The organism is Burkholderia sp. AU31624, assembly GCF_020420065.1.
Lineage (GTDB): Bacteria > Pseudomonadota > Gammaproteobacteria > Burkholderiales > Burkholderiaceae > Burkholderia.
Genome location: NZ_JAIZRT010000005.1, coordinates 587879 through 602000 on the forward strand (window position 1 = coordinate 587879; position 14122 = coordinate 602000).

At 62.5% G+C, this 14122-nt stretch carries 11 protein-coding genes; all 11 read right to left on the reverse strand.

The genetic code is table 11. The annotated features are described in order from the left end of the window. Window positions 1-128 precede the first annotated feature (128 nt). Window positions 129-1001: a hypothetical protein gene (locus LGM89_RS21765; protein ID WP_089495208.1), complete on the reverse strand. Its 873-nt coding sequence runs from the start codon at window positions 999-1001 to the stop codon at window positions 129-131. A 51-nt stretch (window positions 1002-1052) separates the two neighbouring features. Continuing rightward, a complete protein-coding gene (locus tag LGM89_RS21770) occupies window positions 1053-1709 on the reverse strand; it encodes a TerD family protein (protein ID WP_089425818.1) in 657 nt (218 codons plus the stop codon). A gap of 100 nt (window positions 1710-1809) precedes the next feature. Then, window positions 1810-2826: a DUF475 domain-containing protein gene (locus LGM89_RS21775; RefSeq protein WP_089445994.1), complete on the reverse strand. Its 1017-nt coding sequence runs from the start codon at window positions 2824-2826 to the stop codon at window positions 1810-1812. A gap of 44 nt (window positions 2827-2870) precedes the next feature. Further along, entirely contained in the window at window positions 2871-3617 is a 747-nt protein-coding gene (locus LGM89_RS21780; RefSeq protein ID WP_226273847.1) for a VWA domain-containing protein, read from the reverse strand. 20 nt (window positions 3618-3637) lie between these two features. Next, window positions 3638-4729, reverse strand: a complete 1092-nt coding sequence (locus LGM89_RS21785; RefSeq protein ID WP_089495211.1) for a toxic anion resistance protein — start codon at window positions 4727-4729, stop codon at window positions 3638-3640. A 430-nt stretch (window positions 4730-5159) separates the two neighbouring features. Further along, complete coding sequence (locus LGM89_RS21790; protein ID WP_226273848.1) at window positions 5160-6497, reverse strand: virulence factor; 1338 nt, start codon at window positions 6495-6497, stop codon at window positions 5160-5162. Window positions 6498-6625: 128 nt separating this feature from the next. After that, window positions 6626-6889 carry a PAAR domain-containing protein gene (locus tag LGM89_RS21795; RefSeq protein ID WP_089495213.1) on the reverse strand — a complete coding sequence of 88 codons (264 nt, stop codon included), beginning with the start codon at window positions 6887-6889 and terminating at the stop codon, window positions 6626-6628. 9 nt (window positions 6890-6898) lie between these two features. After that, window positions 6899-8377: a virulence factor gene (locus tag LGM89_RS21800; protein WP_089495214.1), complete on the reverse strand. Its 1479-nt coding sequence runs from the start codon at window positions 8375-8377 to the stop codon at window positions 6899-6901. Continuing rightward, window positions 8374-10620 carry a hypothetical protein gene (locus tag LGM89_RS21805; protein ID WP_089495215.1) on the reverse strand — a complete coding sequence of 749 codons (2247 nt, stop codon included), beginning with the start codon at window positions 10618-10620 and terminating at the stop codon, window positions 8374-8376. Before LGM89_RS21805 ends, LGM89_RS21800 begins: the two co-directional genes overlap by 4 nt. A 23-nt stretch (window positions 10621-10643) precedes the next feature. Next, window positions 10644-13421: a type VI secretion system Vgr family protein gene (locus tag LGM89_RS21810; protein WP_226273849.1), complete on the reverse strand. Its 2778-nt coding sequence runs from the start codon at window positions 13419-13421 to the stop codon at window positions 10644-10646. A 230-nt stretch (window positions 13422-13651) separates the two neighbouring features. Next, window positions 13652-14077: a hypothetical protein gene (locus tag LGM89_RS21815; RefSeq protein WP_226273850.1), complete on the reverse strand. Its 426-nt coding sequence runs from the start codon at window positions 14075-14077 to the stop codon at window positions 13652-13654. Window positions 14078-14122 lie beyond the last annotated feature (45 nt).

The window sequence follows — 14122 nt, forward strand, 5'->3', positions numbered from 1 at the left end:
AGCGATGAGATGCCCGGGAAGATAGCAGACTCGGGCCAGCGCACGTGAAATGGCGTGACGCGACGTGGCCTGCGCAGCGAACACGCGCGCCGCAGCGCACGCGTTCGTGCCCGTCGCGCCGTGTGCTCTCAGCGCTGCGGCCGCGCCGCCAACGCCGCCGGCAGCACGACGTTCATCAGGTGATCGGCGCGCGACAGCAGATCGGTCACGCGCTCGTCGAGCCCGCGCAATTGCGCGGGTTGCATGCGGATCTGCTGCACCGCCTGCCCGACGATGTTACGGCGGTCGAACAGCGTGCGCTCGACACCCGCGTCGTCCGGCGCACGCACGACGTCCGACACCGCGCTCAGCGCCGCGAGCACGACCACGAGGTTTTCTTCCGCATGGCGGACCTTCGCAGCCAGGTCCTCGGTGCGCCGCGGGAAGAAGCCGAGCGACTGCTTCAGCGCCCCGATCGCCGCGCGATAGTCGACATGGCCTGTCGCCGCGCCGAACCAGCGTTCGAACATGCCGGCCTTGCGTGTCGCCTGCGCGAGCATGCCGGCCATCATGTCGGCCGCGCCGAGTTCGTTGAATTCGCGCGTCGTGGCCGCCACGGCTTCGACGAGGTTGCCCGCCGCCTCCAGCGCGCCGTCACCGATCGTCGCGATCGTCGCGAGCTTGAGCGGCACCAGTTGCCGGATGTGCCGCTCGATGCGCGGCGCGTAGTCGGGATAGAGATTCGGGAAGCTGGCCTGCGCGGCGCGGAAGCACGCTTCGAGCTGCGGATGGTTCGATTCGCCGAACACCGCACGGCCGACCGCCTCGGCCGGCGCCGTTCGCACGGTCTTGCCGGACGCGGGCGCCGGCCCGAAGTCGAGCGCCTGCGGCGCAGGCCGCTCGGGCCCGCGCGCAACCGGCGCCGCGGCCGCGGGCGGCGCGTCGAACGCAAGACGCCCGGGCGTGCGCTCGGGCGTCGTATCGAACTCGAGCCGCTTCGGCTCGTCGGACGGATTCGTCATCGCTGCTTCCTGCCCGGCGCGGCGGTATCCCGCCGGCCGGGCTGCCGCCAGTCAGACCGCGCCGCCGTACGCGCGCACGAAGTCGCCCAGGCCACGGTTGTAGCCGGCGCCGACCGCCTTGAACATGAAGTGGCCATCGCGGCGATAGAAGCTGCCGACCTGCACCGACGTCTCCATCGAGAAGTCTTCCTCGAGCGCGTACTTCGCGATCACCGCGCCCGACACTTCGTCGGCGATCTGGATGTAGCTGTTGCGCACCTGGCCGAAATTCTGGCGGCGCGCTTCAGCCTGGTCGATCGTCACGACCACCGAGATTTCCTCGATGTCCGCGGCCAACTTCGTCATGTCGATGAAGATCACCTCGTCGTCGCCGTCGCCGCTGCCCGTGCGATTGTCGCCGCTATGCACGACACCCAGGCACTTCGACGCAGGCATCCCGCGCTTCGGGAAATCGTCGCCCGGCTGGATGAAGGTGTCCTTGCGCTCCATCGTGCGCACTTCGCTGTTGTAGAACACGAAGTGCTGATCCGAGATCAGCTTCGGATTGCTCTGCGCGTCGTACTTGCACAGGAACACCGACACGTCGAGATCGAAGTCCGTACCCGTGTCCGTCGCGTTCGCATCCCAACCGAGACCGATGCGGAACTTCTGCGTGCCGGGCGCTTCCTTCGACAGGTTGACGCGACCGCCTTTCGACAAATTGATCATCTGAACCTCTTCTGCTGGAACCGCCGTTGTGCCGGCGGCAATGCCGGGCCGCCCTGCGCGGCCCCTCGTGGATGGTGTTCGACCCGCACGCGACGCGGGGTCACTCGCCCGCTACAGCCGTGCGGTCTTCCTTGCGTTGCACGACGATCGACGACCACACGGCCGCCGCGATCATCGCCGCACCGACCAGGCCCGTGATGACCTCGGGCACCTCGAACTTCACGCCGAGGAACATGATCGTTGCGAGCGCACCGATTGCCCAGAACGCGCCGTGTTCGAGATAACGGTATTGCGCGAGCGTGCCCTTCTTCAGCAGCACGAGCGTCATCTCCCGGATATAGGCCGCGCCGACGCCGAGGCCGAGCGCGATCAGGAAGATGTTGTTCGACAGCGCGAATGCACCGATCACGCCGTCGAAGCTGAACGACGAATCGAGCACTTCGAGATACATGAAACCCGCGACGCCTTCGCGCACCACGCGCGTGCCCGTCTCTTCGCCGCCGATCAGGTCGCCGATGCCGTGCGCGATCACGAAGCTGATCACGCCGAACGCCCCCGCGAGCAGGAAGGCCACCTGCTCGGCTGCCGGCACGTAGAGCGACGCGACGATGATGATGGCGAGCGTCAGCGCCACTTCCAGCGCCGTGATGCGGCCGAGGTGGCTCATCGGGCCTTCCAGGAAGCCGATCCAGTGTTCGTCCTTCTCGGTGTCGAGCATGAACTTGAAGAACACCATCAGCAGGAACGCGCCGCCGAATGCCGAGACCTGGTGATGCGCGGACGTGAGGATCGACGCGTACTGCGCCGGCGACTCGATCGCGAGCTTCAGCGCGTCCCACATGCCGATGTGGCCGATCACCGCGACGATCAGCAGCGGGAATACGAGCCGCATGCCGAACACGGCGACCGGCAGGCCGAACACCATGAAGCGGTTGCGCCACTTCTCCGACCAGTTCTTGAGCACCGACGCGTTGACGACCGCGTTGTCGAGCGACAACGAGATTTCGAGCACCGACAGGACCGCGACGATCAGCATGTCCTTCACGCCGCCGAGGAGATAGGCCGCGATCAGCGCGAGCACCGTGAGCGACAACGGGATCTTGAAGTCTTTCAACATGATGGGGGTAATCGAGTTCGGGATAAAAGGCGGGCGGGCTGCGCTTACTTCGCGCGCACCCAGTTGCAGAATTCCTGCGTGATCAGCTGGTCGTAGATCTGTTCGTCGCTGACGTCGAGCGATTCGAGATGCAGGAAGCCGACGTTCGGCATCTCGTCCGCGACTTCCGCGAGGAAGCCGAATTCGCTCGGATCGCCGACGCCGACGAGCGACCAGTACAGCGGGTAGTGCTGCGACTCGGCGAGCAGCTGGCGCACGCGCTTGCGGTCGTTCTTCGGGTTCTGGCCGTCGGTGACGAACAGCACCCATGCGGGCAGATGGCCGTTCACCGGCGCGGCGGCGGCCGGCGCGGGCGCCTCGTCCGCTGCGCCGAACAGCCGGCTCAGGAAGCCGCGCTTCTCTTCGCGCTTCGGCGACGGCTCCGGCGCACGGAAGAAGAAGTCGACGATGTCGTTCATCACCGGCGCGTACTGCGTGCCGCCCCACTTGTCGATCCGCGCGTTGAGCACGTGGTCGGAAATATACGAGCCGTAGTTGTCCGGCGTCGCGGTCGGCAGGCGGTCGTAGCCTTCGGTGAAGGTCCACGTATCGACTTCGCCGTTGTCGTCGAACTTCAGTGCGATGCCGAGAATCCGGTCGTGCGTGTCCTGGATCACGCCCGACTGGTACAGCGGCTTCGCGGAGCCGGAGATGTCGAGCGCCGCGCCGACGCGCACGACGGGCGGCTTCAGGATCTGGCGTTTTTCGAGGACGATCGCGACCTTCGCCGCGCGTTTCTCAAGCGTAATCATGCGGTGTTCTCTCGGTTCTTTCAGTTGTGCTTCGGAGCGAATCGGGTGATCAGGTCCTGTTCGAGCTGGCGCAGGCGCGGTGCGTCCTGCTCACGCTGGCGGCGGCCGTCGGCGATGATCTGCGTGATGTCGTCGAATGCGCCGAACAGCTGCTGCTGCGCGTATTCGAACGTGTCGGTCGAGATCACCGGGCGCTGGCCGAGCTTCGCGACTTCCTGCGCGTTCTGGCGGTTCAGGTCGGCCTGCGCGCGGATCGCCTCGTCGGCCGCGTCGTACGTCGCATTGGCGAGCGCCGCCGCGCGCTTCGTGCTGAGCTGCTCGAGGTAGAGCGCGAACGCGTTGGTCCACGCGGGGATCAGCACGGTCTTGATCGTCATGAACTTCGACGTCAGCGTGCGTTTCTGGTCCTGCTCCATCCGGATCTGCGGCGCGAGCTGCTTCGACATCAGCATCGCGCGGTCGAGGTCGTCGAGCTTGCTTTCGAGCGCGTCGACCGTGCGCTTCACGTCGAGCAGGCGCTGTGCGGCGAACGCGTCGTCCACCGGCTGCTGGCCGGCCGCGAGATGCGCCCGCAGCGCCGCGAGCGCCGCTTCGCCGTGTGCCTTCGACTGCGCGAGCGCCTGGTGCAGCGCGTAGTTGTCGTTGTACATCCGCTCGAGCTCGTCGATGCCGGCCTTCTGGCGCTGCGCATGGTTCTCGAGCTCGACGACGAGCGTGTCCATCCGCTTGCTCACCGACTCGTATTGCGACAGCAGCTTCTCCTTGGTCGAGCGGAACAGCCGCGTGACCTGCGTGAGCAGCCCGCCCTTGTCGGCGCCGCGCGGGTCGAGCCCCTTCGCGGTCGCGATCAGTTCGTTGAGCTTGTCGCCGAACTGGTCGGCATCGGACGCGCGGACGCTGGCGAGAATCTGCTGGGAGAAGGCCGCGATCCGCGTGCCCTGCGTCGCGCCGAGCTGGTCGATCTCGTCGACGGTGATCAGGCGGACGTTCTCCGCCGGGCGTGCAGCCGGCACGGCAACGGCGGCGGCGGGCACGGCGACGGGTGACGAAGACGGGGTGGAAGGACGATCGCTGACCGCATCGGAGTTCTTGTCGTCGAAGAGCGGCTTCATGTGGCTACCACGTTTCCTTTTCTGCTTTCTGCTGCGTGTTGTCATGCGCGCAAGGCGCGCATCCGCGATTGCCGCCGTGCTCTCTCACGTGCGGCAGACGGACAATAAAGGGCGACGACGCGGTGCGTCAAGAGATGCGAATCTTTCAATATCCATACGCTTCGTAATGTATGCGATGGAAGTCTCGATACGGCTCCCGGTGACGTGAGGACAAATGCCTTGATGGTGCGAGGACCTGCAATTCTCGGGAAACGTAGGTAGCGAATAACAGAAAGTATTTTGAAAGAATTGACCTCTGGCCATTCCACTGATTGTTACAGATTGCTTAATGCGCGAGAACCATTGTCGCGACGCATCAAGCGGCGGCGAGTCCGCCGAAGCCCGTCATGCAGACGCGCGATACATTGAGACAATCGTCCTGTGGCGGGCTTTACTCCGAATAGCCCTGCGACGCCGGACGTGCATCATGACGACGGCCCCACCACGGCAAGTACGCGTTGTTTTCACCGCGTGCACGGAACCAGTTCTTGCTGGTGTCGATCGGCGTCAGCTTCGACGGTGCGACCACCACCACTGCCGTCGGATGCTCGGTGTCGGTCGTTCCCGCCACGAGTACGTTTCCGCCGAGGTGCTTCGCTCGGCCGATCGCCAACGCGACATCGGTCAAGGCCGCGCCGGCACCCATGTCACCGAGCAATGCCGACGTATTGAAGGTCTGCGTGTGAAGGTCGTATCCCGGCCGCACCTCGGTCAGTGATCGCGACAACACGGCGGCCCTTGTCGATGCGGCATCGCTGCCCTTGCCTGCGTCGTGAATGACGTAATTCAGTGACGAGACCGTGACGCCTGCGTTGCTCGCCGCCGCGTCGATCGTCGATGCCCATGCCTGCACCACGCGGCTCGTACCTTGCTTCGTCTCGAAATCGTCGATGTTGCTTCGTGCGGCCTTGCCGATCCAGGCCAGTGGTTCGCGCTCGGTCTCCAGATTCGGGCCGGCGAGGAACAGCAGCACCATGTTCTCGTTGATCTGTTCATCCTGCGGCGGAAAGCTCGGCGCGTCCCAGTTCATCACCCAGACGCTTTTGTCGGGGTGAGCGGCCAGATAATCCAGTGCGGCGTTCAGCGACGTGAAGCCGGCGTTGCCTTGACCTGACGTCACGTGGACATCGGGTGGCGTATCGCGGCTCCACAGATCTTTTGCGGACGGGTTGCCGATTTCGAACATGCTTGCAATCTCGCCGCGCAAATATGACGCTGCCCGCTTGGGGTTCAGTCGATCGCCGGGAATGGCCAGCTCGACGTGTATGCCAGCCAGCTCTCTCCAATTCCATCGCCAGCGCGAGCTGACGGTATAGAAGTAGTCGCTGTTCACGAAATAGCGAATGCGAAAAAGTACCAGGAGTTCGTTGACATACTTTTCATAGAACCCGGAAAACGACTCACGGCCCCGGCTACCATCCGCGACGATGGATATCGGTTGCAAGGTCGTGTATTTCGCGGGCTTGGTCCGCACCATATCGTCGTTGCTATTTGGCTTGACCAGCCCGAGCGTCCACAGCAGTTGCCACTCGGTGGGATAGTCGCGCCGTTGCAGCGAATTGAGCCATGCAAGTCCGACGACCTGGGCCACGCACGGGACTGCGGATGCACCCTCGACGGCTTGCGTCGATGCGGCGTTCATCTCCGCACGCACCGGCAAGACCAACAGGATTGTCGCTGTCGCGATCACAACGGATTCGACGTGTCTGACAAGAGTGAGACGGGACATGAATATTCCTAATCAAGCTGGTCAGCAATACGTTGGCTGTCGACCAGCAGGCACCGGAGCCCGGCCGGAACCGGAACCCGCGTCTTCACTCCCCATGGCGAGTACGTCGTGACAATCGTCCCAACGACTCAATCCCGCCCGGACGACGCCAGACTCGAAATCAGCGTCGCGCCACACGAAGTCTTGTGACCATCGAACGCCGCGGGTTTTCCGTCGACGATCACCTGCGGATCGCCTTCGGCGATAAAGCAGGCCTGATGCCCCGAGATCGGGCAGACGCACGTGTCGCCGAGCCGGGCGACCGGCCGCCCCATCACTTCACTGACCGCGCTGCCGGTCACGACCTGGCCGCCATGGCTCGTCGCGTCACCGACCCGAATGATGCCGCGCATGCGGGCTCCTTATTCCGAATAGCCTTGCGATGCCTGACGCGCATCGTGACGGCGGCCCCACCATGGCAAATACGCATTGTTTTCACCGCGTGCACGGAACCAGTTCTTGCCTGCATCGATCGGCGTCAGTTTCGAAGGCGCGACCACCACTACCGCAGTCGGGTGCTCCGCGTCGGTCGTCCCTGCGACGAGCACGTTTCCGCCGAGGTGATTCGCCCGGCCGATGGCGAGCGCCACGTCGGTCAGCGCCGCGCCGGCACCCATGTCACCGAGCAGCGCCGCCGTATTGAAGGTCTGCGTACGGAAATCATATTCCGGCAGCACTTCCGTCAGCGTTTGCGACAGCGAGGCGATCCGTGTCGATGCTGCGTCGCTGCCCTTGCCTGCGTCGTGCACGATGTAATTCAATGACGAGACCGACACGCCCGCATTGCTCGCCGCCGTATCGATCGTCGACTTCCATGCCTGTACCGCACGGCTCGCGCCTTGCTTCGCCTCGAAATCCTTGACGTTGCCTCGTGCAGCCTTGCCGATCCAGGCAAGCGGTTCACGCTCGGTCTTCAGGTCAGGGCCCGCAAGGAACAGCACCACCATGTTCTCGTTGATCTGTCCATCACTCGGCGGGAAACTGGGTGCGTCCCAGTTCATCACCCAGACGCTTTTGTCGGGGTGTGCAGCCAGATAATCCAGCGCAGCATTCAATGACGTGAAGCCGGCATTGCCGTGTCCCGATGTCACGTGTATATCGGGCGGCGTATCGCGGCTCCAAAGATCTTTTGCGGAGGGATTCCCGATCTCGTAAGCATTGACCATTTCATCGCGCAAAAACGTTCCAGCAAGCGCCGGATCCAGACGAGCATTAGGAATGGCAAGCTCGACGCGAATACCAGCCAACTCTCGCCATTCATTTTTATTATCAGATTTAACCGTATAAAAATAATCCGAGCTTGTCACGTAACGCGTACGAAACAACACAAGCAGCTTACGAATATACTTCTTATAAAACCCCGCAAACGACTCACTGCCCCGCTGTCCGTCCGCCACAATGGAAATTGCTTGCAACGACGAATATTTTTGGGGGTTCGTTCGAACCATATCGTCGTTGCTGTTCGGCTTGACCAACCCGAGCGTCCACAACAGTTGCCACTCTGTCGGATAGTCTCTTCGATGCAGTGGATTCATCCACTCGAGACCGACCACTTGCGCCACAAAGGGTCGTGAAGACTCCGCCCCCGTGCCGACCGCCTTGTTGGCAGCCGGCGCAGCTATCGCTTTGGGCACTGCAAGAACTGTTGTCAACGCCAACACCACAATCGCCAGAAGCCCCGGCAGCAGCACCAATCGCTTCATCAACTCCCCCCAATTTGTTAACCCGCCTGTCGAATCACCGATTGAAATCAAAAGCACCAGTGAAACGATTGAGGACACGACCATCGCAACGCCGGCGATCCCTGCACGACGAGGCCATGTCGCAATCATAGCCCTCATAAGATGCCCCCGATCTTGAGGAACAATCCTCCATCGCGTTCGTCATGTATTTTCGACGGCATCATCGCATCCTTATCGACCTTCACCCAATCTTGAAGGAATAATTTCTGATATTTTCCATAAGAAAAATATTCATAGAATTTTTGGCTCGGATTACTGTCACCCAGATCCTCGACAAACCTCCAGTCCGCCTCGATACGAAGCTTGTAGAAGTCATTCTCCGTCAAATAACAAACCCCAATCGCCACATCATAGGCCAATGCATTTTCAGCATGGTCCTTGTTGGTCATGATGGTCGAATGATTGGTGGGGTTATTCTTGTCCCCGCCGTTCAGAATCTCGAAGATCTCCTTGTTCCGCCATTCGGTATAGTCAGCGCTCGCTGCGTCCGGATCGTCCTCTCCGATCACCTTTCCGTCCTTGTCGACCCAGCGGCGATTCCCCGATCTCCGCGCCTCCATCCGGAGAATGGAATGATCCTCGTATCGCTGCGCAGCCTCGGATGCTGCGTCGCCCTGCGCTTTCAGCGCGTCGCCCTCGGGCGTCGCGAATTTTTCTGACTTTTTGTCGAAGTTGTCGTATGGATCGTCATCCCGTCTGTTCTCCTTGTTGGCATCGAGCCCGGCCGACGGCGGATCATAGCCCTCGTTGAACGCTCCTTCTTCGAGCCGTTTCCCGTCCGCATCGCACGCGCCCGATGGCTTGCCATAGCGCAACGCCTTTGGAAAGAAGCGCGTTTCCTTGTCGAGCATCGGTGCGGTAATCGGGATTTCCCATTTTTCCGGCGGTAAGGCGTTGACCTCCATGTCCGACAAGTTGAACAGGTAGAGAGCCGGGCTCGTTACAAGCGTGAAAAACTTCGCGATCCACCCTTCATTGGAATGCATGCCTCGCGCAAACCCATACCGCGCGGGCGGTGATGGCGGATACCAAAAACCCTCCGTTTTGTTCTTGCTGCTACGCCAGTCATCCTCCCAATACCGGTATAGCTTGTTGTCACCGCCGACTTCGAAATTCGACGCGAACACGCGTTGCGAGAAAACACCCCACGCGTTCGTCGCACTGATCTCTTCGATACTCATCCCGCGCCAGCCGATCCCTTGAACGGTCAGGGCAGAGATGACCTGATCATGCGGGCAGCAGTACAGCGTCACTCTTCCGTAGGTGTTTGTCCCGTACAACCCATGCGCCTCCCGGTCCTTGGCTGCGCTATACGGCTTCCCCCCACACTTCGACGGTCTTGCGTTTTCCATCGCGCGATCGAGATCCTCCGCTGGCATCTCCAGGTCGGCCCGAGCGCGCAGGATATCGAAGTACTCCCTCAGCGTTTCCTTGCGTGCGACATAGGTCTCGCGCCCCACATGCCCGTTCTTGTCGCGTACCCCGCGCTGTGCCCAGGTATCGGTGAAGTTGCTCTCCACGAGGCTGTACGGCGGATTGGCGAGAACATAAGTGTCTGCGACGCAGCGTCCTGTCTTGCCCCACTGATCCGTCACCTCGGGCAACCGGTCGCCAAGGAATGCAGCGGCGAGCCCGATCATGTTTCCCTGGCTGTGGCACACGATCGTGATCGGCACGTCGGCCTGCCGCTTGCGGATCGATTCGACCAGGCGCGCAAGCCGCAGTGCACCCAGCACGCCGTAGGTACGCGGCGGCGTCGAATAGATCTTGCGATTGCCGATCGAATTCATGTGCTGGACGGTCAGCCACAGAAAAAGTCGGTCGTGCAACCCATCGTTCCACAAATCCGGCAAACTCGAACAGCCGCCCGCGAACGGCCCGCCACCCCAGTAGTTCTTCTCGTTGAGCATGATCTTGTCGCCATACTCTTTCAGCTCCTTCAAATTCGCGGAGTAGCCCCACCGAAAGTGAATGACAGGCGAAAAGGACGGGTCGGGCTTGATGTACGTCTGCGAGGACATTTCCGGATTCAAAAATCCGTCAGGCGTCAGGCTGTCGATATAAGTGACTGGCTTCATCTGCCCGGCCGACGGCCCACACTGGAACAACTGATCGTCATACCTCCCCAAGCGCCGGTTCAATCCATCGCACAGCCCTTTTTCGGCCGCAGTAAACCACTCGCCCTCCGAATTCACCCCATGAACGAAAATGACGACGCCCGGCAGCGGCATCTGCATCACGCATTGGAGGTCGTTCCGATTGAACAGCGTCGTCCCCGCTCCACCACCCACCGCCATCTTCGACGGGTCGTCCGGGTTCTGCGAAAAGTTGTAGTTGAACATGTTGTTTTTCTTGAAGACTCAGCTCAGGTTCTCGACTTGAAGAAGCGCACCGCCAATTGTTCGAACTGATCGCTGCTGACCGGCGCCAGCTTGCCTTGCGCGTCGGTCTTCCCCTTGATCAACTCGCCCGATGCCTTGCGCACCTCGGCTTCCATCCCTTCGACCGGCTGCCCGTCGGTCGCCCGAACCAGCTTCGGCACCCGCCCCAGCGAACCTTGGTCGAACTTCGGGAAATCGGTGCTCATGCTCGCCGGCCCGGCCCACGTATGCGACGCGGACTTGACGGTGAAACTCCCCGGACACCCGAGCTCGATATCTCCGCCCTGCAGCTTCAGATACGCGCCGCCCGACGTCACGAACACGACCTGCTCGCTGGCCATGCCCGCGAGCTTTCCGCCCCCCGCCGTCATCTGGATGTTTTTCGCGGAATCGATCTGCGTATCGTCGTTCTGGCTCTGCAGCGCCACCTTCCCCTGGTTGGCGATCGCCGAGACCCCTTCGCTGTGCGCGAACATCGCCACGCCGTGGCCGGCCTGCAGGTTGATCCGCTGTCCGCTCGTGTACTGCAGGTGATTCTGCGCGACGATATCGACGTTGCCGCCCGCATGGGTCGTGACAGTCTTCGGCGTCGCGATGCTGATCCCGGCCGGCGCGGTGATGCCGATCGCCGCCATCGACGCGCCCGACGATTCGCCGCCACCGGCGGCTTCCCCGTTCGGCCAGCCTTTCACCGTCGTCATCAGCACGTCGTGCGGCTGCGTATCGGGCGCCACGCCCTGATGCTGGCCCGCATAGTCGCCGAGACTCTTGAACAGCTCGACGCATTCCTGCATCAGTTGCAGGTACTCGTCCCGCGCCAGGTGGCCGTCGCTCGCGCGCAGCCGTTCCCAGGCCGAGATCAGCATCGCCTTGCCGCTGCGAATCGCCACGTGCGCATCGCTGCGCAACTCGGCGCCCTCGCCGCGCGCCGCACCCTGGCCGTTGTCGCGCGGCTGCGTCAGATAGCCGAGGTTCAGCTGGCTATGGGCATGCTCGCTCGCCAGCTGGCTGCTGATTTGCCCCGGCGTATCGTCGAAGCGGATCTGGTTGTACCGCTGCCCCTTGATTTCCTTCGTCTTCGTGCCGGACAGGTATCGGTTGCCCGGCAGCGCGCCGGTGTGGCTGAAGGTCGCCGGCATGTTGGGCCCGTTGGCCAGCACACCCATCACGACGAGCCGGTCCGGATCGCCGCCGATATGGCCGATCAGCACCTCCATGCCGACGCGCGGCAAGGTATTCGCGCCAAAGCTCGGCCCGGCGAGCGCGCAGGCGACACGCACCGGCGCGCTGTCGGTCGGCGTGCCGCTCGTGCCGGCGCCCTGCGCATGCGCGTGATCGTCCGCGTTCAGCCCCTGGATCTGCACCCGGATGCGGCCCATTTCATCGCAGAACACTTCTTCCCCGTCGGGTCCGACGACGACGGCCGTCATCGGATGCACGGCCGGCAGGTCGACATGGGGATCGTAGGCCGGGGTCAGCGGCACGCCGCGCCGCACGCACGAGAACGTGTTCTCGTAGCGCCTGTCGTTTTCATCGCCTGGCTTGCTGTTCACGTCGGTCGGCACCGCGTTGAACAGCACGCGGCTTGCCGCGAACAGCGACTGTGCGCGCTCGTTCAGTTCCTTCGGAAGGTTGTTCCGTACACGGTGATGAAGCGACGTGACGACGAACTGCCGCTGCTCGGCCGGCAATGTGTCGAGCTGCGGATGCTCGGCAAGCGCAAACCAATGGCCGACGGCCAGGTCGCGCACATTGCTCACGCCGTCGACGGATTCCGCGCGCAGTTCGTGCGCAAGCATGCGATCCTTGCCGATCCGGTCGAGATCGGCCGACGAATTTCCCGCGTGCGGAATATCGATGACACTGTCGGCCAGCAAATGCCCGAGATCGTTGCCGCCGTCGCCCTGGTCGACGATCGTCGCCTGTTCGGTTTGCGACATCCGGCCGGTCTTGTAATCCCATGTCGGCCGGACGATCTTGCCCGGAATGAGGCTTCGGCTCGTCGCCCACAGCGTGATCGAGTCGCGCTCTTCGGTGGCGGCATCACGGTGATAGCGAACGGTACCGGCAACCGTCTCGGGCAACTTCATCGAATCGTCGGCGAAGACCAGCGTATGAACCGGCGTGTCGTTCGCGTTGCCGTTCGCCCGCTCGCCGGCCTTGCCTGCCTTGACGAAGACAGTCGCGCCGTCGCGCCGCAGCAGCCGCCGGATGAAGTGCGCGTCCGACTCGTTGACCTGCCGCGTGAGTTCACGCGCCGGGTAACGTTCGCCTTGCAGGCCGGACAGGTCGAATTCGAATGCGCCCGCCAGCGCCGAACTGCGCTGGCGCCACTCCTGGAGCAGCACGCCGAGGATGTCGGGCAGGTTCTTGGTGCGGAACAGTCGCGAATTGGTTCGCCGCTCCATCACCGACAGCACGTCGCGAATCGTCAACTGGTAGCAGGTGAGCGAACCGTCCGACTGTCCGGTGCGGACGTCGGTGACGATGCCGTTGATGGTATGGAGACGCCCGCGATCGGTCGTCATCTCCACGGAAACCGGTAGCCCGATGAAGCTACGGATCGGGAGATCGGCCCGCGCGGACACGCAGGTCAGATGCCCCTCGATGCCCGTCATCAACCCTTCCCGGATATCGGCATACTGAAGCGCGAGCACCTGCTCGAGCGTCTTCTGGGCAGGCCCCCAGTTCATGCGAACCGGCCGATTGTTCTGATCGACCACCCCGGACGCAAATGTGCGTAGCAATTCGGCTGTATTCACAGCGTGACTCTCAGGATTTTGTTTTACTTCGTTGTTCACCGGGCAATCACGCCCGCTGGTCCGTCCTGGGAGTGCCGCCCGCCTGTTTTTTCGCGAGCATATCAAATTTGTCAGGCGAGTGACGAAATTTTGAAAGGTTTTAGAGCGCTTTGTGTAATGCTTCCAGCCGGATTTAAAATTTCACACTCTTTCGAATTGATCACACCTCGTCCGGCGACACCCGATCGTCGTCATGGTGCCGCGCCGACAGGCACTTGCCGCATACCTAGCCGTGGCAGCACGATCGGCACCGATCGGTCACGAATCGTGAAATCCCACCGTCCTTCGATGTCCACGAACGTCGCGCTGAAGTGGCGGTCGTCGGTCCACGTCATGTCGTCCAGATGGCACGACGCGTACATCGCGCCGACCGTGCGGCGCGCGAGTTCCTTCAACGGATCCTTCGACACGAGCGCGAACGTGACGGCCTCCTCGAACAGGCAGTCGTAGTCGGTGACGAGCAGATAGGCGTCCGGCGTCTCGAACTGGCGAAGCAGCACATAGCCGGAAACGGTGAGGCCGCAACGTTCGCCGTTCGCGAGCACGTGCGTGGGCGACGGCCACGTTTCATACGAACCGTCGTGCGTTTCGAGCGTGAAGCGCTCGATCGGCTTCATCGCCGGCCCAGTTGGCGAGAGGTATGTTCCAGATGCATCGCCGCG